Origin of the sequence: Bordetella ansorpii, from assembly GCF_900078705.1 — a bacterium.
GTDB classification, from domain to species: domain Bacteria; phylum Pseudomonadota; class Gammaproteobacteria; order Burkholderiales; family Burkholderiaceae_B; genus Bordetella; species Bordetella ansorpii_A.
Genome location: NZ_FKIF01000007.1, coordinates 738,726 through 759,874, shown reverse-complemented (window position 1 = coordinate 759,874; position 21,149 = coordinate 738,726). Strand labels below are relative to the sequence as shown.

At 67.2% G+C, this 21,149-nt stretch carries 17 protein-coding genes and 1 tRNA gene; 13 read left to right on the top strand and 5 right to left on the bottom strand.

Annotated features, from left to right (window positions below; genetic code table 11):
- Positions 1-43 precede the first annotated feature (43 nt).
- The 6 genes from A6745_RS19100 to A6745_RS19075 all read left to right on the top strand — a co-directional run bounded on the left by A6745_RS19100 (position 44) and on the right by A6745_RS19075 (position 3,469).
- A tRNA-Met gene (locus tag A6745_RS19100) sits at positions 44-120 on the top strand.
- Between the two features lie 325 nt (positions 121-445).
- Positions 446-772, top strand: coding sequence for a hypothetical protein (locus A6745_RS19095; protein WP_066130581.1), 327 nt, complete (start codon positions 446-448; stop codon positions 770-772).
- Between the two features lie 117 nt (positions 773-889).
- On the top strand, positions 890-1,027 hold the full coding sequence (locus A6745_RS19090) for an entericidin A/B family lipoprotein (protein ID WP_066130579.1): 138 nt from the start codon (positions 890-892) through the stop codon (positions 1,025-1,027).
- A gap of 111 nt (positions 1,028-1,138) precedes the next feature.
- Positions 1,139-1,564 (top strand): BPTD_2524 family lipoprotein, encoded by a 426-nt coding sequence (locus A6745_RS19085; protein ID WP_066130577.1) that lies wholly within the window; start codon positions 1,139-1,141, stop codon positions 1,562-1,564.
- A 6-nt stretch (positions 1,565-1,570) separates the two neighbouring features.
- The gene (locus tag A6745_RS19080) at positions 1,571-2,020 is read left to right on the top strand and encodes a hypothetical protein (RefSeq protein ID WP_066130575.1); all 450 of its coding nucleotides are present in this window, start codon (positions 1,571-1,573) and stop codon (positions 2,018-2,020) included.
- Between the two features lie 150 nt (positions 2,021-2,170).
- Positions 2,171-3,469, top strand: coding sequence for an aspartate carbamoyltransferase (locus tag A6745_RS19075; RefSeq protein ID WP_066130574.1), 1,299 nt, complete (start codon positions 2,171-2,173; stop codon positions 3,467-3,469).
- Between the two features lie 153 nt (positions 3,470-3,622).
- Here A6745_RS19075 and A6745_RS19070 read toward each other — a convergent pair whose 3' ends face one another.
- Positions 3,623-4,522 carry a recombination-associated protein RdgC gene (locus A6745_RS19070; RefSeq protein ID WP_066130572.1) on the bottom strand — a complete coding sequence of 300 codons (900 nt, stop codon included), beginning with the start codon at positions 4,520-4,522 and terminating at the stop codon, positions 3,623-3,625.
- 152 nt (positions 4,523-4,674) lie between these two features.
- On the opposite strand from A6745_RS19070, the gene A6745_RS19065 reads away from it, so the two are divergent.
- The gene (locus tag A6745_RS19065; protein ID WP_066130570.1) at positions 4,675-4,893 is read left to right on the top strand and encodes a hypothetical protein; all 219 of its coding nucleotides are present in this window, start codon (positions 4,675-4,677) and stop codon (positions 4,891-4,893) included.
- 451 nt (positions 4,894-5,344) lie between these two features.
- Here the strand turns inward: A6745_RS19065 and A6745_RS19060 are convergent, their stop codons facing one another.
- The 3 genes from A6745_RS19060 to A6745_RS19050 form a co-directional block, all read right to left on the bottom strand.
- Complete coding sequence (locus A6745_RS19060; RefSeq protein ID WP_066130568.1) at positions 5,345-7,018, bottom strand: MFS transporter; 1,674 nt, start codon at positions 7,016-7,018, stop codon at positions 5,345-5,347.
- Between the two features lie 154 nt (positions 7,019-7,172).
- A complete protein-coding gene (locus tag A6745_RS19055) occupies positions 7,173-8,552 on the bottom strand; it encodes a sensor histidine kinase (protein WP_156513473.1) in 1,380 nt (459 codons plus the stop codon).
- A 118-nt stretch (positions 8,553-8,670) separates the two neighbouring features.
- Entirely contained in the window at positions 8,671-9,360 is a 690-nt protein-coding gene (locus A6745_RS19050; RefSeq protein WP_066130564.1) for a response regulator transcription factor, read from the bottom strand.
- 280 nt (positions 9,361-9,640) lie between these two features.
- Here A6745_RS19050 and recA point away from each other — a divergent pair, with 280 nt between their 5' ends.
- Positions 9,641-10,714, top strand: coding sequence for a recombinase RecA (gene recA / locus A6745_RS19045; protein ID WP_066130562.1), 1,074 nt, complete (start codon positions 9,641-9,643; stop codon positions 10,712-10,714).
- Positions 10,711-11,418 carry a recombination regulator RecX gene (recX, locus tag A6745_RS19040; protein WP_082853150.1) on the top strand — a complete coding sequence of 236 codons (708 nt, stop codon included), beginning with the start codon at positions 10,711-10,713 and terminating at the stop codon, positions 11,416-11,418. The genes recA and recX overlap by 4 nt, the downstream gene beginning before the upstream one ends.
- Before the next feature lie 152 nt (positions 11,419-11,570).
- Here the strand turns inward: recX and A6745_RS19035 are convergent, their stop codons facing one another.
- Positions 11,571-12,491, bottom strand: a complete 921-nt coding sequence (locus A6745_RS19035) for a LysR family transcriptional regulator (protein ID WP_066130560.1) — start codon at positions 12,489-12,491, stop codon at positions 11,571-11,573.
- A gap of 149 nt (positions 12,492-12,640) precedes the next feature.
- On the opposite strand from A6745_RS19035, the gene metE reads away from it, so the two are divergent.
- The 4 genes from metE (at position 12,641) to A6745_RS19015 (ending at position 21,144) form a co-directional block, all read left to right on the top strand.
- Entirely contained in the window at positions 12,641-14,938 is a 2,298-nt protein-coding gene (gene metE / locus A6745_RS19030) for a 5-methyltetrahydropteroyltriglutamate--homocysteine S-methyltransferase (RefSeq protein ID WP_066130558.1), read from the top strand.
- A 280-nt stretch (positions 14,939-15,218) separates the two neighbouring features.
- On the top strand, positions 15,219-15,872 hold the full coding sequence (locus A6745_RS19025) for a hydrolase (RefSeq protein ID WP_066130556.1): 654 nt from the start codon (positions 15,219-15,221) through the stop codon (positions 15,870-15,872).
- A 393-nt stretch (positions 15,873-16,265) separates the two neighbouring features.
- Positions 16,266-20,261 carry a Pls/PosA family non-ribosomal peptide synthetase gene (locus A6745_RS19020; protein WP_066130554.1) on the top strand — a complete coding sequence of 1,332 codons (3,996 nt, stop codon included), beginning with the start codon at positions 16,266-16,268 and terminating at the stop codon, positions 20,259-20,261.
- A 256-nt stretch (positions 20,262-20,517) separates the two neighbouring features.
- Positions 20,518-21,144 carry a DUF2889 domain-containing protein gene (locus A6745_RS19015; protein ID WP_066130552.1) on the top strand — a complete coding sequence of 209 codons (627 nt, stop codon included), beginning with the start codon at positions 20,518-20,520 and terminating at the stop codon, positions 21,142-21,144.
- The last annotated feature ends 5 nt before the right edge of the window (positions 21,145-21,149 follow it).

The following is a 21,149-nucleotide window of genomic DNA, read 5'->3' as shown; positions in this document are numbered from 1 at the left end:
CTTGCACGCCATTGCAAAATGGGTTAATATCTTTTTCTTCAGACGCGGGGTGGAGCAGTCTGGCAGCTCGTCGGGCTCATAACCCGAAGGTCGTAGGTTCAAATCCTGCCCCCGCAACCAAACAAGTCAAGAAAGCCCTGGTTAAAGCTCTGGTTGAAGCCCTGATTTCCAACGAAATCAGGGCTTTCTTGCTTTCCGGCGCGGGTTTTGCCGTTGGCGGCCCGTTTTCCGGGTTGCCTGGGCCGGGACGCGGCGGTGGCGCGGCCGTGGTGCCGCCCATGGGCGGCATGGCGGGCGCAGCGGGATGGCCGTCCAGCGGGCGGCGCGCCCTCCGGTTTGGCGTTTTCCCTGCCCCCGGCACACGCCCGCCCAGGCCCGGCCTGCGATACGATGGGCCGTCCGCGCCGCACGGGCGGCGTGCCTGGACCAACCGGAGGAGGGCTGCATGGGTACTGCCAAATACAACCATCCCGGCTACATTGCCGACCTGGGCGAGCAGGGCTGCTATCAGATCGGCGTGTGGCGTCCGCACGGATTTCCCGCGCATATCCACATCGGCAGGCAGGGCGCGCCCGAGGCCGCCATGCTGCGGCTGCGCATCTCGGACAGCGTCTTCCAGTCGCTGCCCGACGACATGGAAACCCTGTGCCGGCGCGCCTTGGGGCAGGTGGTTGATGAGGGCCTGCTGAGTGCCTCGCAGGCGGCGTTCCAGGAGACGCGTTTCCATCCCGACGCCGCGCCCTGGCAGGGGCCGTTGTCGCAGGTGCAATGACGCGCCACGAGGCCTGGCTGCGCGTATGATAGGCGGGCAGTCACACGCATGGGGCGCGGTGCAGGTGCAGCGCGTCCAGCGGCCTGCCAGACACCCACTTTTCAGCAAGGAATAGCCATGAAGAATAAAGCCCTGATGGTTGCACTGCTCGTGATGACGGTTTTGACGGCAGGTTGCAACACCATGGCCGGCGCGGGCAAGGACATCGAAAAGGGTGGCCAGGCCATCCAGAATTCCGCCGAGCGTAACAAGTAGTCGCCGGCGCGCGACAGCGCCGCCGTTTTGGGGCCGCGAGCGTCCTGCCGCGGCCCTTGTCTTTGGCGCGTGATGCATAATTCGGCAATTGTGGTGCAGGCAGGAAAAGCAATGCGCAAATTTCTCTGGATCGGTATCGTGGCGGCAGCCGGTGTACTTGGCGGTTGCGCCAATACCGGGCTGACCGAGCAGCCCGGCGTGTCCGAAACTTTCAGTGTGGCAGCCGACTACCAGGCCGCCTACCGGCGCGCCGGCGAGTACGTGCGCGTCTGCCACGAAAACCGTGCGCACCGGTTCGGCGCCGTGTACCAGTCCACGCGTGCGCTGGGCGTGCGCGACGCGCCCAACACCGTCCAGGTGTTCAAGAAAAGCGAACCGCTGCGCATCCTCGAGGTACTGACCGCCGCGATGGACGGTCCGTCCAAGGCCAAGGTAACCGTGCGCGTGCTGGGCGAGGCGCCCTGGGACAAGGAAGAGCTGGCCGCCGCGCGGCGCTCCATCGAAACCGCCACGCCCGTCTGCAGGGCGATGGAGTAAGACCGTATGCGTGGCGCTCCCTACGCGCTGTTCGGCGCGGCGATCCGCATGGCCGGCTGGCTGAACGGCGTGGCCGCGCTGGCCCTGGCGTGCTTCTCGCTGGGCATCGTGGGCGGCGACGTCGCCCCGCCCGATGATCTGCAGGTGCCGCTGGCGTGGTTCCTGATCGGCCTGCTGGCCACCGGCCTGGCTGCCGTGCTGGCGCTCCTGGCGCACCTGGGCTGGGTTCGCCGCCGTGCCGATGGCCGCGTGTCCCTGCGTTGCAGGATCGCGCTGGCGCTGGCCCTGGCGGCCTACCTGCTGGCGCTGGCCGGCTTCGGACTGGGCTGCTGGACTTCCCTTACCGAAGACATGCCCGTGGACGAGGGCGGCGATGCTTCGCCCGCTGGCGCGTTCTACACGCAGGTGGTGGCGCCGGCCTGGCTGCCGTTCCTGCGTACAGGTGGCGATATCTGAACGCCGCTTGCCAGGCCGGTGAGCGGTGCGCAGGCATTTTCGCCACACGCCCCGGCAGCTGGATCGCGGTAGCGCTTTTTTGATGGACGCTCGTGGGGCGCAGGCGTAATATGCGCATTGCGTATAGTTACCCATCCTCCGAGGCGCGCCATGTCCATCTCCCAGCAAGCTTTCCTGCGCGACGCCATGCGTCGCCTCAACCTGACCCGCGACGTGTTCGCCGCGCGCATCGGCGTCAAGCGGCGCGCGCTCGATACGTGGCTGTTGCCGGAAGGCTCGCAGGAATTCCGGGCCATGCCCGAGGTGGTCGAGCGTTTCGTCAGCGAAATCGTGCAGAACCGCGATCTGCTGGAAAAATATACGCAAAGCGCACAAGCCGGCCCGTTGCGCGAGCGCATCGCCGTCGAAGGCAAGCATCAGCTGCTGTCGGTCGACCAGTTCACGCGCGAATCGGTGGAAGACCTGTTCCGCGTGGCCGACATGATGCAGCCCATCGCGCGCCGCCAGAAGGTGTCGCGTGTGCTGGAAGGCGCGGTGCTGGGCAACCTGTTCTTCGAGGCCAGCACCCGTACGCGCGTCAGCTTCGGTTCGGCGTTCTGCCGCCTGGGCGGTTCGGTGTGCGACACCACGGGTTTCACGTTCTCGTCGATGGCCAAGGGCGAGTCCATCTACGACACCAGCCGCGTGATGAGCGGCTACGTGGACGCCATGGTGATCCGCCATCCCGACCAGGGTTCGGTGGCCGAATTCGCGCAGGCCACGAACATCCCGGTGGTCAACGGCGGCGACGGCCCCGGCGAGCACCCCAGCCAGGCGCTGCTGGACCTGTACACCATCCTTACCGAGTTCTCGCGCCTGGGCAAGCTGCTGGACGGCGCGCACATCGCCATGGTCGGCGACCTGAAGTACGGCCGTACGGTGCACTCGCTGATCAAGCTGCTGGCGCTGTACAAGGGCGTGAAGTTCACGCTGGTGGCGCCGCCCGGACTGGAAATGCCCGACTACATCGTCGAGAAGGCGACCCGCAACGGCAATGTGATCGAACAGAAGGCGTCGCTGGCCGAAGGCCTGCCCGGCGCCGACGTGATCTACGCCACGCGCGTGCAGAAAGAGCGCTTCGCCTCGGAAGAGAAGGAAGGCGAGGGCTATACGCCCGAGTTCCAGATCTCGCGCGAGATCATCGACACGTACTGCTCGCCCGACACCATCGTCATGCACCCGCTGCCGCGCGACAGCCGCCCGGGCGCCAACGACCTCAGCGTCGACCTGAACCACGATCCGCGCCTGGCCATCTTCCGCCAGACCGACAACGGCATCCCCATCCGCATGGCCATCTTCGCGGTGCTGCTGGGCGTGGAAGGCCTGGTGCAGCACTCGATGCGCGACGTCACGTGGAAGCATCCTTCGCACATCGGTCCGGACGACTCGGTGTTCCACGGCCTGGATTGACCGGGCGGCCCACGGCGTGGTTCGGGCGGCCAGGCAAGGCCCATCGGAAGCGGGGGACGCCTCTTTCCGGGCGTCGCCGGTCCCTGAACCTCGCAGATAAAAAAGGACGCTTCATACGAGGCGTCCTTTTGCATGGCAGGAACTGCCCGCGCGTCAGTCGCGCTTCTCGCCGCCCAGGGCGTCGACCAGATCGGTCATCAGCTTGGCCAGTTCGCCCGTCATCAGCGCCATGTCGGAATCGAACTTCTCGTCGTCGTTCTGCATGACGGTGTCGGCGCCTTCCTTCAGTACGTCCAGCGGCGCGACGCGCTTGATGTCCAGCGCTTCGGTCAGCACGAAGGACACGCGGTCGTTCCAGGTCATGGCCAGGCGCGTGCACTGCTTGCCCGACTGGATGTGGCGGCGCACGTCTTCCGTGTCGATGGTGTGCTTGACGTAGCGGATGGCGGCGCGGCTTTCGCCGGAGGCGCGCAGCTCGGTGTCCTGGTCGATCGTGAAGTTGGCCGGGGCCTCGTCGTCGGCCAGCCAGCCGGTCATGGCCGAGGCGGGCGATTGCGCCACGTACAGGTTTTCCAGCGGCAGCGGATCTACGGTCTTGGCCAGCAGGCCGATGACCTCGTCGGCCTTGGCCGAGGCGGCGGCGTCGATCACCAGCCAGTGGTTGACCGTGTCGATCCACACGCGCGTGTCGCGGTAGATGCTGAAGGCGCGCGGCATCAGCTCTTCGGTGACGCGCTCCTTGATTTCCTTCATCTGCTTGCGGCCGGGCTTGTAGCCCTGCTTTTCCTCGATCTCCTGCGCACGGGCCTTGGAGACCTGGTTGATCACCGTGGTGGGCAGGAGCTTCTTTTCGGCGCGCAGGCTCAGCAACACCTGCTTGTTGACGGTATGGGCCAGGCCGCCGTTCTCGCGCGGCGGAATCCAGCCCATGCTTTGCATGTCGAGGGAGTTGCCGCTTTTGAAGGCATGCGCGGACAGGGCGTCCTCGAGCGGTTCACCCATGAGCGTCCAGGGCGAGGAGAGTCGGTATATCCGGAGATTCTTGAACCACATGGCGTCGGGGCAAAAGGGTGGATTCTATACGAGGCGGCGGACCGGGGCGTGTCTGTTTCCGCGCCGTTGCGAGAGACACGATCTGTGACGGACAGGGGACGGATGATCCGGTACTGTCCGCTTCACCATCAACTCCATGAAGGAGAAAGCCCATGAAACCAGTGTCCATCGTGGGTGCCGTGCTGATCGTGCTGGGGATCGCAGCACTGGCCTACAAAGGCTTCAACTACACCTCGGAAGAGACCGTGCTGCAAGTCGGTTCCGTCAAGGCAACGGCCGAGACCGAGAAGTCGGTGCCGATTCCCGGCTGGGCCGGCATCGCCGCCATCGTGGTGGGCGTGCTGGCGGTTGGCGCGGGCATGCGCCGCTGAAACGAGCGGCAGGCAAAAAAAAGGGCCCGACACATCGTGTCGGGCCGTACGGGGCACACAATACCGCATCAAGAAAGGCTCGCGGGGGATGCGGTATCGGTGTCAGAGTATGGCCCTGCCTGCCTCGTGCAGGGGATCGTTTGCCCGAAGCAGTCATGCAAGACCGTGATCTGAGCGTTCAGTCTAAATCCGCAGGGCTGACATAGCCCTGAACCTGGCCCGATCCCCCACGGTTTTCACGCCCCTCGTTTCCAGGGCATCTCTTCCTTCCCCCTTGGCGCTGGGTTCCAGCGGGCGTTCGGCGCCCGCAATCCCGGAAAACGCCGCTTCGTGGCCGCGATCAGGCCGGTCCCGGGCCCAGGCGCCCACGATCCTCGGACGAAAAAAAAGCTCCCTGGGGAGCTTTGAAAAGCCAGGTCGGCGCAGCGGTCCGACCCGGCGGGGGAAAAGATCACGCGTTGATGTCGTTGTCCTTGGATTCGCGCACGAACAGCGTGCCGATCACCAGGGTCATCACGGCGATGATGATGGGGTACCACAGGCCGTCGTAGATGTTGCCCGTGGCGGCCACCACCGCGAAGGCCACCGGAGGCAGGAAGCCGCCGAACCAGCCGTTGCCGATGTGGTAGGGCAGGCTCATCGAGGTGTAGCGGATGCGGGTGGGGAACATTTCGACCAGCATGGCGGCGATGGGCCCGTAGACCATGGTGACGTACAGCACCAGGATCGCCAGCAGCAGCGTCACCATCACGTTGTTCGTTTGGGCCGGGTCCGCCTTGGCGGGGTAGCCGTGGCCGCGGATCGCGGTGGTCAGCGACTTGTCCAGTTCGGCGGCCTTGGCCTTGAAGTCGGCCGGGGTCATGCCGGCGCCTTCGAACGAGGTGAACTGGTCATTGCCGATCTTGACGACGGCCACCGAGCCCGCCGGCGCGGCCTGGTTCTGGTAGTTCACCGCGTTGCGGGCCATGAACGACTTGACCACGTCGCACGAGCTGGTGAAGGAGGCCGTGCCCACCGGGTTGAACTGGAACGAGCACGTGGCCGGATCGGCGATGACGGTGACCGGGGCCGAGGCCTGGGCCGCTTCCAGCGCGGGGTTGGCGTAGTGCGTGATGCCCTTGAAGATCGGGAAGTATGTCGCCGCGGCGATCAGGCAGCCCGCCATGATGATGGGCTTGCGGCCGATCTTGTCGGACAGCGCGCCGAAGATCACGAAGAACGGCGTGCCGATCAGCAGCGCGACCGCGATCATGATGTTGGCGGTGTTGGAGTCGACCTTCAGCGTCTGGGTCAGGAAGAACAGGGCGTAGAACTGCCCGGTGTACCAGACCACGGCCTGGCCGGCGGTCAGGCCCAGCAGCGCCAGGATCACGACCTTCAGGTTGGACCACTTGCCGAACGCGTCGGTCAGAGGCGCCTTCGAGCCCTTGCCTTCGGCCTTCATGCGCTGGAAGGTGGGGGATTCGTTGAGCTGCAGGCGGATCCACACCGAGATGCCCAGCAGGATGACCGAGATCAGGAACGGGATGCGCCAGCCCCAGGCGCGGAAGTCGTCCTCGCCCATGACCACGCGCACGCCCAGGATCACCAGCAGCGACAGGAACAGGCCCAGCGTGGCGGTGGTCTGGATCCAGCTGGTGTAGAAGCCGCGGCGGCCGTGCGGGGCGTGTTCCGCCACGTAGGTGGCCGCGCCGCCGTACTCGCCGCCCAGCGCCAGGCCTTGCAGCAGGCGTAGCACGATCAGGATGATCGGGGCCGCGATGCCGATGCTGGCGTAGCTGGGCAGGACGCCCACGAGGAAGGTCGACAGGCCCATCAGCACGATGGTGACCAGGAAGGTGTACTTGCGGCCGACCAGGTCGCCCAGGCGGCCGAACACCAGCGCGCCGAAGGGGCGCACGGCGAACCCGGCGGCGAAGGCCAGCAGCGCAAAGATGAAGGCGGCGGTCGGGTTGACGCCCGAGAAGAAGTGCGCGGCGATGATGGCCGCCAGCGAACCGTATAGGTAAAAGTCGTACCACTCGAAAACCGTGCCGAGCGATGACGCGAAAATCACGCGTCGCTCTTCGCGCGTCATGGGACGCGGCTGCGCGGAGGAATTCCCTGCCAGGGTGTTTGTGCTCATGGTGTCTCCTCGTTGATGGCCGGTGGTGTTCCACCGTGCTCGCTCCGGCTGCCCAATGCGCTGCGCGCCGGATTGCCTGACAAGGTAGGCGCGCTGGCTGACGAGGGTCTGACGTGCCCCTTACCTGGGTCTTACTTGTGAAACAAAATGTAATTCACGCGTCTGAATCTTCCGGCGCGTCTGCCTCCGGGGGCGGGAAGGCGATCCAGATGCGGGTGCCGGGCAGTTCGGAGAATGGCGTGGGATGGTCCTCGACCCCGAAGCGTGCGCGGTGTTTCTGCGCGATCTCGCGCACGATGGCCAGGCCCAGGCCGCTGCCGTCGGACTGCGTGCCCAGCACGCGGTAGAAGCGGTCGAACACGCGCGTCCGTTCGGCCAGGGGAATGCCAGGACCCGAGTCCTCGACTTCCAGCACGCCTGCGCCGCCGTGCATGCTGACCCTGACGGTGATGTGCCCGCCGCGCGGGGTGTAGCGCAACGCGTTGTCGATCAGGTTGTTCAGCAGCTCGGCCAGCAGGATGTGGTTGCCGTTGATCAGCACGGGCGTCTCGGCGTCCTCGAAGCCCAGGTCGGTGGACAGGGCCAGGGCCTGCGGCACCCAGTGCTGGGTCTGTTCGTAGGCGATCGCGTTGAGGTCCGCGGGCGCCAGGCCGGCCGAATCGGGATGCTCGGCGCGGGCCAGCAGCAGCAACTGGTTCACCAGCCGGGTGGCGCGCTCCGAGCCGGTCACCAACTGGCGCAGGCTGGACTGCATTTCCTCGGGGCTGGCGTCGCGCAGCGCCAGTTCGGCCTGGGTGCGCAGGCCGGCCAGCGGCGTCTTCAGTTGGTGCGCGGCGTCGGCCACGAAGCGGCGCTGGGCGTCCACGTTGGCCGACAGCCGGTCCAGCAGCTCGTTCATGGCGCCGACCAGCGGCGCGATCTCGGTGGGGGCGGCGCGCTCGTCGATGGGCGACAGGTCGTCGGGCCGGCGCGCGCGCAGCCGCTGCTGCAGCGCGTTCAGCGGCGCCACCCCGCGGCTCAGGCCGAACCACACCAGCAGCACGGCGACCGGCAGCACCACGAACTGCGGAATGATCACGCCCTTGATGATGTCGTTGGCCAGCCGCGTGCGGCGCTCGACGGTTTCCGCCACCAGCACCAGCGCGAACCGCTCGTCGGGCAGCTTCAGGTCCACCCACGTATAGGCCAGCCGCACGCCGAAGCCGCGCAACGCGTCGTCCGCGTACAGCACCTGGCCGGGCTGGGGCGCGCCCAGGTTGGCCGGCACGGGCAGGGCGCGGTCGCCGCCCAGGTACTCGCCACGGCTGCCCAGCGCCAGCCAGAAGACGCTGCCGGTCTCGTCCACGCGCAGCACCTGGCGCGCGGGATCGGTCATGTGCAGCACGGCGCGGCCGCCTTCGGCATGCATCTGGTGCGCCAGGATGCGCAGGCTGTTGGCCAGCGCGTGGTCGTAGGGGACGTTGGCGATGTTCTGCGCGACCACGTAGGTGATGGCCACGCTCATGGGCCACAACAGGAACAGCGGCGCCAGCATCCAGTCGAGGATCTCGCCCAGCAGCGAGCGCTGCGGCGGCATGAAGGCCGGCCCCTGCGCGCCGCCCGACAGGGCGTCCAGGGCTTCCTGGTTCAGCGGTTCCGGCGGGGCGGCTGCGTCAGTGGGACTGGACCGAGGCACCCTGTTCGCGCTCCAGGCAATAGCCCAGCCCGCGCACCGTGATGATCTTCACGCCGCTGGGTTCGAGTTTCTTGCGCAGCCGGTGCACATAGACCTCGATGGCATTGTTGCTGACTTCCTCGCCCCATTCGCACAGGTGATCGACCAGTTGCGTCTTGCTGACCATGCGTCCGCTGCGCGCCAGCAGGATCTCCAGCAGGCTGACTTCGCGCGCGGACAGGTCCAGCGTCTGGTCGTCGACGGTGGCCACGCGGCCGGTCTGGTCGAACACGAGGCGGCCATGGCGCACCATGGTGGACCCGCCGCCCGCGCCGCGGCGGGTGAGGGCGCGCACGCGCGCTTCCAGCTCGGACAGGGCGAAGGGCTTTGCCATGTAGTCGTCGGCGCCCAGGTCGAGGCCCTTGACGCGCTGCTCGACGCTGTCGGCGGCGGTCAGGATCAGCACGGGCAGGGCGGAGTTGCGCACGCGCAGGCGGCGCAGCACTTCCAGGCCCGGCATCTGGGGCAGGCCCAGGTCCAGGATCAGCAGGTCGAAAGGCTGGACGGCCAGCGCGGAATCGGCGGCCATGCCGTCGCGCACGGCGTCGACCGCGTAGCCGTTGTGGCGCAGCGAGCGGGACAGGCCATCGGCCAGGATGCTGTCGTCTTCGGCGATCAGAATGCGCATGCGGCGTTGTCTCGGTATCGTTGATATGGGGCCGGCACAGCAGGATGGCCGCATTCTGGCATGGCGCACGGGCCTTGCCACTGCGGGTATACGAGGAAAAATTTGGCATACTGGATTTTTATCCAGTACAATCCGATGCAATAATCGCCGTCGAATCAAGTAGGCGGCCCAGCTTGCCGCGCGCCAGGATACCCATGCAGGGGGCTGGCCGCCGGCGGCAGGCGCATCGAAGCGCCGTGCCGCCCAGCCAAACCCAGCATGTCCAAAAACAGGATCTTCCATGACTGACAAGACCAGCAAGGCCGCCTCCGCAGAAAAAGCCAAGGCCCTGGCCGCGGCGCTCTCGCAGATTGAAAAGCAGTTCGGCAAGGGCTCCATCATGCGCTACGGCGACAACGAGGTCGAACACGACATCCAGGTCGTGTCCACGGGCTCGCTGGGCCTGGACATGGCGCTGGGCGTCGGCGGTCTGCCGCGTGGCCGCGTGGTCGAAATCTACGGTCCGGAATCGTCGGGTAAAACCACGCTCACCCTGCAGGTCATCGCCGAAATGCAGAAGCTGGGCGGCACCTGCGCGTTCATCGACGCCGAGCACGCGCTCGACGTCCAGTACGCCTCCAAGCTGGGCGTCAGTCTCACCGACCTGCTGATCTCGCAGCCCGACACCGGCGAGCAGGCCCTCGAAATCACCGACGCGCTGGTCCGCTCGGGTTCCATCGACCTCATCGTCATCGACTCGGTGGCCGCCCTGGTGCCCAAGGCCGAAATCGAAGGCGAGATGGGCGATTCGCTGCCCGGCCTGCAGGCCCGCCTGATGAGCCAGGCGCTGCGCAAGCTCACCGCCACCATCAAGCGCACCAACTGCATGGTCATCTTCATCAACCAGATCCGGATGAAGATCGGCGTCATGTTCGGCAGCCCCGAAACCACCACGGGCGGCAACGCGCTGAAGTTCTACGCCTCGGTCCGCCTGGACATCCGCCGCATCGGCTCCATCAAGAAAGGCGAGGAAGTCATCGGCAACGAAACCCGCGTCAAGGTCGTCAAGAACAAGGTGTCGCCGCCCTTCAAGCAGGCCGAGTTCGACATCATGTACGGCGCCGGCATCTCGCGCGAGGGCGAGATCATCGACCTGGGCGTGCAGGCTGGCGTGGTCGACAAGTCGGGCGCCTGGTACAGCTACAACGGCAACCGCATCGGCCAAGGCAAGGACAACGTCCGCGAGTACCTGAAGGAACACCCGGACATGGCTTTCGAGATCGAGAACCGTGTCCGCGAGAACGCGGGCATCGTCAGCCGTGCCGCCGCCTTCGTGGCCACCGCCGAAGAAGCCGACGAGGGCAGCGACGAGTGACGCGTCCGCCCGGCTCCCGCCGCGGGCCCGATCCGGCCGACCTCGATGACGAGTTCGAGACGGTAACGCCTCGCAGCGGCGCAGCCGGCAATTGCCAGCCCGGCGATGGCGACGTCCCCGAAACCTTCGGGGGCGAAATCATCACCCGTACGTCCTCTCGGTATGCCGCTTCCCGTAAGCGGTCCTCGTCCAGATCGTCCCCGGATGATCCGGTTGCTGAAGACGCCGCCGAAAACGGCGCATCCGGCAAGCCCGCGCAACGCGGGCTGTCGCTCAAGGCGCGCGCGGTGAACTACCTGTCGCGCCGCGAGCATGCCCGCGGCGAACTGGCCCGCAAGCTGGCGCCGCACGCGGAAAGCCCCGAACAGATCGAAGCCCTGCTCGACGACCTTCAGCGCGAAGGCTGGCTGAGCGACGAGCGCTTCGCGCAAAGCCTGGTGCATCGCCGCGCGCCGCAGCGCGGCACCGCCCGTGTGGTTCAAGAGTTGAAGCAGTACGGCCTGGATGCCGACAAGGTGGCCGAACTGCGCGACCAGATGCGCGCCACCGAATACGAGCGCGCGCTGGAAGCCTGGCGCAAGCGCTTCGGCCAGAAGCCCGCCGATCGCGCGGCCTATGCCAAGCAGGCTCGTTTCCTCACCAGCCGCGGCTTTGCCCACGACGTCATCCGCCGCATTCTTGGCGAGGGCGACGACGAGTCCTGACGACTCGCTCGTATTGGCGGCCAGGGGCAGACATTGCCCAAGCACGCGCGCATGCCTGCGGAACGACTCGCTGCAAGGGCATCTGGGCCAGGCGCATGCCTGCTGCATTGAACGTCGAGACGGCGGGCCGGCCGACCTTCTTCCTTCACGATTCAGTTGCGCGCCGCCTTGATCCCGTCCAGGGTCTTGAAGCACACGTCTCGCGCGATCGTCAGGAACTCGTCGATGTACGTGGTCTCGCTGTCCTCCGTGCGCACCGCGGCGTACAGCGTGCGCCACACGCCCTGCGAGCCCAGATGGCATACGCGCAGCCAGCTCTGGTGCAGATACTCCGACAGCGCCCAGTTGGGCAGGGCGGCCACGCCCCGGTTGCTGGCCACCAACTGCGCGATGATCGGCGTCAGCTCCGCCTTGCGGATGGCCGCCGGCTCGACGTCGGCGGGATCCAGGAACGCGGTGAACACGTCCAGCCGCTGGCGGTCCACCGGATAGGTGATCAGGGTCTGGTCGGCCAACTGCTCGGGCGCCACGTGGCGCACCGCGGCCAGCGGGTTCTGCGCCGAGACCGCCAGCACCATTTCGTACCGGAACAGCGGCAGGTAAGTCACGGCCTCCAGTTGTTGCGGGTCCGACGTCACCACCAGATCCAGGTCGCCCCGCACCAGCGCGGGCAGCGGCGCGAACGAGAACGCCGCCGACAGGTCCAGCGCCACGTCGGGCCACTGTACCCGGAATGCATCCATGGCCGGCATCAGCCATTGGAAGCACGAGTGGCAGTCGATCGCCAGGTGCAGCCGCCCGGTGCGGCCGGCCGCCAGCCGTTGCAGTTCGCGTTCAGTGGCGCGCAGGCGGGGCAGCACGTCGTCGGCCAGGGCCAGGATGCGCAGGCCGGCCGTGGTCAGGCGGGCAGGGCGGGTGCGGCGGTTCAGCAGCGGCACGCCCAGGCGCGTTTCCAGGTCCCGCAACTGATGCGAGAGCGCCGACTGCGTCAGGTGCAGGCGCTCGGCGGCCTCTTGCAGGCTGCCGCCGTCGCGGATGGCGGCCAGGGTTTCCAGGTGACGGACTTCAAGCATGGGGAGCGCTCACGACGGCGAGAATGAGAATGCCGCGATTATATGAACAAAATTCAATTAATTAATGCTGAGATTGATTTTGCTTCATGCTGAATCGCGCGCAGAATGCAGCTCTTATTGAGCAGATTTTGCCTGGATAGGGGTTTTTCATGACGATTATTCATAACCTTGGATTCCCGCGCATCGGCGCCCAGCGTGAACTGAAGCGCGCCGTCGAGGCCTATTGGGCGGGCAAGCAGACCGCCGACGAACTGGCCGAGACCGGCCGCCAGCTGCGCGCCGCCCACTGGCGCCTGCAGGCCGAACGCGGCCTGGCCTTCGTGCCGGTCGGCGATTTCGCGTGGTACGACCACATCCTGGAATGGTCCACGCTGCTGGGCGCCGTGCCCGCGCGTTTCGGCCAGCGCGATGCCGACCCCGTGTCGCTGGATACGCTGTTTCGCATGGGCCGCGGCCGCGCGCCCAGCGGCAATCCGGCCGCCGCCTGCGAAATGACCAAGTGGTTCGACACCAACTACCACTACATCGTCCCCGAACTGACCCCGGGCCAGTCGTTCCGCATCGCCCGCGAATACCTGTTCGAGCAGGTGAGGGAGGCCCAGGCGCTGGGCTTGCAGGCCAAGCCCGTCATCCCCGGTCCGCTGACCTGGCTGTGGCTGGGCAAGGGAGATGCCTACGCGCGGGGCGCCGCCGACCCCGCCAAGCTGGCGTTGCTGGCCGCGCTGCTGCCCGTGTACGCGCAGGTGCTGCAACGCCTGGCCGCCCAGGGCGTGCAATGGGTGCAGATCGACGAGCCCATCCTGGTGCTGGACTTGCCGCAAGCCTGGCGCGATGCCTTTGCGCAGGTCTACGCGCGGCTGTCCGAAGCGCCGGTGCGCGTGCTGCTGGCCACCTATTTCGATGGCCTGAAGGACAACCTGGCCACCGTGGCCAATCTGCCCGTGGCCGGCCTGCACGTGGATCTGGTGCGCGCGCCCGGGCAACTGGCCGACGTGGCCGCCGCTTTGGGGTCCGCGCGAGTGCTGTCCGCCGGCCTGATCGATGGCCGCAACATCTGGCGCACCGACCTGGATGCCGCCGTGCGGGCGCTGCGGCCGGTGCGCGAGCAACTGGGCGAACGTCTGTGGCTGGCGCCCTCGTGCTCGCTGCAGCACGTGCCGGTGGACCTGGCCCACGAAACCGACCTGGATGCCGAACTCAAGAGCTGGCTGTCGTTCGCCGCGCAGAAGCTGGACGAACTGCGGCTGTTGGGCCAGGCGCTGGACGGCGCGGCGGATCCGGCCGTGCAACAGTCGCTGGCCGCGCAGCGCCTCGCCCTGCAGGCCCGCCGGGCTTCGCCGCGCATCCACAATCCCGCCGTGGCGCGCCGCATGGCCGATGAGGCCCGGGTGTCGCGCGACCGCGCGCCGTTCGCCCAGCGCATCGCCAGGCAGCAGGCCGGGTTGAAGCTGCCCGCGTTCCCGACCACCACCATCGGCTCCTTCCCGCAGACCGCCGAGATCCGCGCGTTGCGCCGCGACTGGAAGGCCGGCGTGATCGGCGACGCGGCCTACGAAGCGTCGATCCGCAAGGAGATCGAGGAAGTCATCCGCTTCCAGGAGAAGGTCGGCCTGGACGTGCTGGTGCATGGCGAGCCCGAGCGCAACGACATGGTCGAGTATTTCGGTGAACTGCTGGCCGGTTTCGCCTTCACGCGCAATGGCTGGGTGCAGAGCTACGGCTCGCGTTGCGTGAAGCCGCCGGTGATCTTCGGCGACGTGGCGCGTCCCGCGCCGATGACGGTGGGCTGGTCGTCCTACGCGCAGTCGCTGACCGACAAGCCGGTCAAGGGCATGCTGACGGGGCCGGTCACCCTTCTGCAGTGGTCGTTCGTGCGTGACGACCAGCCGCGCGAAGCCACGTGCCGGCAACTGGCGCTGGCCTTGCGCGACGAAGTGGTCGACCTGGAGAAGGCCGGCATCCGCATCATCCAGATCGACGAGCCGGCCATCCGCGAAGGGCTGCCGCTGCGCCGCGACGACTGGCAGGCCTATCTGGACTGGGCGGTGGACTGCTTCCGCCTGTCCACGGCCGGGGTCGCCGACGGCACCCAGGTGCACACCCACATGTGCTACTCGGAATTCAACGACATCATCGAGTCGATCGCCGCGATGGATGCCGACGTCATCACCATCGAGACCTCGCGCTCGAACATGGAGCTGCTGAAGGCGTTCGAGGACTTCCGCTATCCCAACGACATCGGCCCGGGCGTGTACGACATCCATTCCCCCAACGTGCCCGACGTGGGCTGGATGGTCGGCCTGATGCGCAAGGCCGCGGCCCGCCTGCCGAAGGAGCGCCTGTGGGTCAATCCTGATTGCGGCCTGAAGACGCGCGCCTGGCCGGAGACCGAGGCCGCGCTGGTCGGCATGGTGCAGGCGGCCCGGGCGCTGCGCGAATCGGCCTGATTGCCGGGTGCCGGTCCACGCTCGTCCGAGGCGGTGCCCTTGGTTGAGGGGCGGTTGAGGGGCATGAGACCGCTTTTCGACAGGCCCGCGGTTTGATCGAGCGTGGCCGGCCTGTTGCCAGCGATCGCATGTTCCTGTTTCTGCGACACAGTTCCTCATGGAACGGCACTATCGAAGCAGGTGAGCGAACCGCACAATGCCGGTTCAGGGGATACGCATTGCAAGTGCCTGTTTTCCTGAAGATTCGTCCTTCTCCTTAACGGCAACAAAGGAAATGCGCATGACTTTTCGAAATGGCCTCGACTCGCTTCTTCGACCCGAAGATTCCGTGCTCGTTCTGATCGATCACCAACCGTACCAGCTCGCCAACCTGAACAGCCATGACCCGCAAGCCGTGGTCAACCTCACGACCGCGCTGGCCAAGCTGGCCAAGGCGTTCGATGTCCCGACCATTCTCACGAGCGTTATCGCGGAGCGCGGCGGTTATCTCTTCAAGCAGATCACCGACGTCTTTCCCGGTCAGGACGTGATCGATCGGACGTGGGTGAACACCTGGCAAGACAAGAAGGTGGTCGACGCGGTCAAGGCGACGGGCCGCAAGCAGTTGATCATCGCCGGCCTGTGGACCGAAGTCTGCGTCGCCATGCCTGTGATCCAGGCTGCCGGCGAAGGCTGGGACGTGACCGTGGTCACCGACGCGTCGGGCGGGATATCCAAGGAGTCCCACGAAGTCGCCATCCAGCGCATGATCGCGGCCGGGGCGAACGTGATGACGGTGATGGCGATCGCTGGAGAATGGCAGCGCGATTGGGCGCGCACCGAGCATGTCGAGGCGCTGACCGAGATTCTCATCGATCATTTCAGCGGCAGCGGCATCGCATATCTTTGGGAGCAGCAACTGCTCAAGACGCCCGTCGGGAAAAGCGCGGGCTGACCGGGATGCCGCGCGGGGATCGGCCTGGCCTGGCGATACCCGCCATCCCCTGCGCGGATATCGGCAGCCGCCTCGCCTGTGCGGGCCACGTCGAGCCAAACGTCCAGGCGCTCCGCAAGCGCGGCGTGCCTATCGTCCTCGAACCTTTCGTGGCCGAGGCGGTTGGCCGGCGGCTCGCGTTTGGAACGTCGTGCCGTCCTCGAAGGACCGGATCGCGCAGGCGGCATCCGACTGCAAGGGCCGCGGGGAAGCGCCCGGCGATAGGCTTTGAGCTTGGCGTCAGCGTGCGCAGTTCAGACAGTGCCGCGCAGGGATTTCACATTGTCACGTGAACGAAACCCGTCGTCGTATGTCAATGGATGAACGCCCGCCAGTTCGCTAGTCGCCGTCGCCATGATTCTCCAAGGTCCTTATCGGCCTGATCTGCTGCAAGCGGAAACGCTGCCCGATATTCTCGAAGCCACGATCCGGCGGTATCCCGCCGCCACCGCCATCCAATGGCGGGATCAGTCCATCTCCTACGAAACCCTGGGACGGCGCGCCGATCTTGCGGCGCACCATCTGATCGAAGCCGGCGTGCGCCCCGGCGAGATCGTCGGCCTGTGCCTGCCGCGCGGCGACGACCTGCTGGTGATGCAGGCGGCCATCGCCAAGGCGGGCGCCGCCTGGCTGCCGTTCGAGGCCGACACGCCCGCCGACCGCATGCTGGTGTGCCTGCAGGACGCGGGCGCGCGTGGCCTCGTCGCCAGCGGCGACGTGCAACTGGGCGGCATGATCACGTGGACCACGTGGCAGTTGTCGGTGGCCGTCGACGGCGCGCCGCTGCGCCGCCGCGATGGATTGCTGCCCGAGCATCCCGCCTACGTCATCTATACCTCGGGCTCCACCGGCAAACCCAAGGGCGTGCCCATCAGCCACGCCAGCATCTGCCATTTCCTGCGCAGCGAGAACGACGTGCTGGGCGTGCGCCACGGCGACAAGGTCTACCAGGGCTTCTCGGTGGCCTTCGACATGTCGTTCGAGGAAATCTGGATCAGCTATCTGGTCGGCGCCAGCCTGTGGGTCGCGCCCAGGATGCTGACCACCGATCCCGAGGCGCTTCCCGAAGCGCTGGTCCGCGAGGGCGTGACGGTGCTGCATGCGGTGCCGACGCTGCTGGCGCTGTTCGGCCGCGACGTGCCTGGCCTGCGCATCGTGAACCTGGGCGGCGAGACGTGCCCCGAGTTCCTGGTGACCCGCTGGGCGACGCCGGGCCGCCAGTTGTTCAACACCTATGGGCCCACCGAGACCACCGTGTCGGCCAGCCTGGCCGAACTGCGGCCCGGCCAGCCCGTGACCATCGGCACGCCGCTGCCCAACTACGGCATGCTGATCCGCGGCGAGGACGGCGCGGTGCTGCCGCAGGGGCAGACCGGCGAACTGTGCATCACCGGCCCCGGCGTGGCGGGCGGCTATCTCGGGCGTCCCGAACTGACGGCCGAGAAATTCCTGGCCAATCCGCGCCCCAGCGGCGATCACGATACCCGCATGTACCGCAGCGGCGACCTGGCGCGCATCGACGAGCAAGGCCAGATTCAGTGCCTGGGCCGCAGCGACGACCAGGTCAAGGTGCGGGGGTTCCGTGTCGAACTGGGCGAGATCGAGGCGGCGCTGTACCGGCAGGCCGGCGTGGGCGCGGCGGCCGTGGTGCTGCGCGACCTGGCCGGCATCGAGCAGCTGGTGGCCTTCCTGACGCCCGAGGGCGATGCCCGGATCGATCCGCAGGCCTTGCGCGCGGCGCTGGCCGAGCAGTTGCCGGCCTACATGATTCCCGCGCGATTCGAGCCGGTGGCCGAAGTGCCGCGGCTGACGTCCGGCAAGATCGACCGCAAGGCCCTGAAGGCGCGCGAGCTGGCGACGGCTTCCGAGCCCAGCGGCGAGGACGATACGCCGGTGTCGCCGGGCGAGCTGGCGCTGTTCGAAGCCTTGCGGCCGCTGTTTCCGGGCCAGCCGCTGCGCCTGGCCAGCGATTTCTTCCTCGACCTGGGGGGCCACTCGCTGCTGGCGGCGCGGCTGGTGTCGTCGCTGCGCAGGCACCCGCAGTTCTCCTCCCTGACCATGCTCGAGCTCTACCAGCATTCCGTGCTGGGGGCGCTGGCGGCGCGGCTGGATGCCTTGGGCGCCGACTCGCGGGCCGCCGTGGCGTCCGACGCGATGCATGCGCAGATGGCGCCCGAATTCGCTGCCGGCAGGGCACCCGAGTGGCGGCGCTGGACCTGTGGCGTGGCCCAATTGGCGGTGCTGCCGCTGCTGATCGGCGTGCGCATGCTGATCTGGCTGGCGCCGTTCTTCACCTATCACTACTTCACCGGCGACGAGGGCGATTCGGTCTGGGGCGCGGTGGCGCTGTCCATCTTCGCCTACCTGCTCTGCAACCTGCTGAGCTTCGGCGTGGCCGTGGCCTGCAAATGGGGCATCCTGGGCCGCCTGAAGGCGGGCCGGTATCCGCTCTATGGGTGGATCTTCTACCGCTGGTGGCTGGTCGACCGCATCCTCGACATCCCGCCCGCGCACCTGCTGGCGGGCTCGCCGCTGCAGGCCTGGTACCTGCGGGCGCTGGGCGCGCGCATCGGCCGCGGCACCGCCATCAGCCGCGTCTCCGTGCGCGCTGCCGACCTGCTGTCGGTGGGCGACGGGGCCAGCATCGGCGCCGCCGTCAACCTCGAGAACTTCGAGGTCCGCGGCGGCTGCTGGGAGGTCTCGCCCATCACTGTGGGCGAGAATGCCTACGTCGGTTCCTACGCGGTGCTGCAGGGCGGCGTGACGATCGAGGCCGATGGCCGCCTGGACGGACTGTCGTCCCTGGCCACGGGGTCGCGCATTCCAGCCGGCCAGATCTGGAGCGGTGCGCCGGCCCGCCACGACCCGCAGGCGCGCGCGCCCGAATTGCCCCCGCGTCCGCTGCGCGAATCGCGCTGGGCCCGCTGGGACATGCTGGCCTACGCCCTGGGTGGCGCGCTGATCGCGGCGCTGTTCTTCATGCCGGTGTTTCCCAGCTTCGTGCTGATCGACTGGCTGGACGCGCATTGGCTCGACCTGATGGGCACGCGCGTCTCGTGGCCCCATGCCTTCCTGGTCTACCTGCTGCTGGCCCTGCCGGCCAGCGCCTTGCTGGTGCTGCTGACCGTGCTGGTGTCCGCCCTGTTGCGCTGGGCGCTGCTGCCGCGCCTGTCGGGCGGACGCTGGCCGGTGTATGGGCAGATCTACCTGCGGCGCTGGCTGACCAACCAGATCCAGGAGTCCGGCCTGAGCGTGTTGCATGGCCTGTACGCGTCCATCTATGCGGCCACCTGGTTCCGGCTGCTGGGGGCCAGAGTGGGGCCGGGCACCGAAATCTCGACGGCCATGGGCGTGGTGCCCGACATGCTGACGCTCGGCCGCGACAGCTTCATCGCCGATGGCGTGATGCTGGGCGACGAGGAAATCGACCGGGGCTGGATGACCATGCGGCCCACGGTCATCGGCAACCGCAGCTTCGTGGGCAATGGCGCCTACGTGCCCGACGGCACGGTGCTGCCCGACGACGTGCTGATCGCGGTGCAGAGCCGGGCGCCGGCCAACGCGCGCATGGCCAGCGGCCAGACCTGGCTGGGCAACCCGCCGCTGGCCTTGCCGGCGCGCGAGCAGGTGGCCGGTTTTCCCGACCACCTCACTTTCCGCCCCAGCCTGGGACGCAAGCTGGCGCGCGGCGCGGTCGAGGGCATGCGCATGATCCTGCCCCTGGCGGTGATCATCGCGGTGGGCTACCTGACGGTCATGAAAGTCATCCCGGTCGCCGTCAACCAGGGCTTCCTGGGCGCGTTCGACGAACTGATGCTGGCCGGCATGCTGTACGGGATCGGCACGTTCCTATTCCTGGTGCTGCTGAAGTGGCTGCTGATCGGCCGCTACCGGCCGCGCGCCGAACCCATGTGGACGCCGTTCGTCTGGAAGAGCGAGGCCGTCACCAGCCTGTACGAATCCATCGCGGTGCCCAACTTCTTCAATTTCCTGCGGGCCACGCCCTGGCTGCCGCTGGCGCTGCGCTGCATGGGCGCCAGAATCGGCCGCCGGGTGTTCATGGACACCACCGACGTCACCGAGTACGACTGCGTGTCCATCGGGGACGATGCCGTGCTGCACGCCTGGTCCGGCCCGCAGACCCACCTGTTCGAGGACCGGGTGATGAAGATCGGCATGGTTCGTGTCGGCAACGGCGTCAACGTCGGCTCGCGCAGCACCATCCTGTACGACACGCGGGTCGGGGACGGCGCCCGCCTGGGGCCGTTGACCCTGGTGCTCAAGGGGGAAACCATCCCGGCGGGCCAGGCCTGGATGGGCAGTCCGGCCACCCCGTGGACACGCCGCTGAGGCGGCGGCCATCCCGCGCCTGCCGATGAACCGGGTGCGGTCCCCGGTCGCCGGGGCCGGCTGCGTTATACTTCGACAGATTTGCTGCCCTGCGGCAAACGGTCGCACCCTGGCCGTTGCCCTGGAACCGCGCCGCGCGGTTTGCGCGGATGTCCAAAGCACCCGCAAACGGTCCGGAACGGGCCGGCAGCTTGATAGAAAAGTCGTGCCGCGGTGGGGCAGGCCAACCCGCCGCACGGCCAGAAACAGGCCCTATATGCCCTTGCCCACGCCGGACTATCCTCGCCAGCCCATACACACGCGTTCGATACGCGTGCAGTCTTATGGCCGCGACGACGGACTCTGGGACCTGGAAGCCGAACTGATCGACTACAAGGGCTACGACTTCACCAAGAGCGAAGGTGAGGTCATGAAGGCGGGCCAGCACATCCATCACATGCACCTGCGCATCACCATCGACGAAAGCTACACCATCGTCGCCGCGCAGGCTGCCTACGACGCAGCTCCCTACGATGCCTCCTGTACGGCCATAGACAAGGCCTACGCGGGCCTGGTCGGCATGAACCTCCTGAAAGGGTTCCGCCACCAGGTCAAGGACCGTTTCTCGGGCATCGAGGGCTGTACCCATATGACCGAACTGTCGCTGGTGCTTCCCACCGCGGCGGTGCAGACCATGGCCGGCCGGCGTCGCGAGCAGAACGCGACGTCCGACCGGCGGCCGTTCCAGCTGGACGGCTGCCATGCGCTGCGCACCGACGGTGAGGTCGTACTGCAGCACTACCCCAGGTGGTACACGGGGCGGTCCGACAGCCCGGCGGACGAATCCGATTCCGACGCCGGGCCACGGTCCATCGATTCACCTTCTTTTTCCCATACGTCCTGACAGGT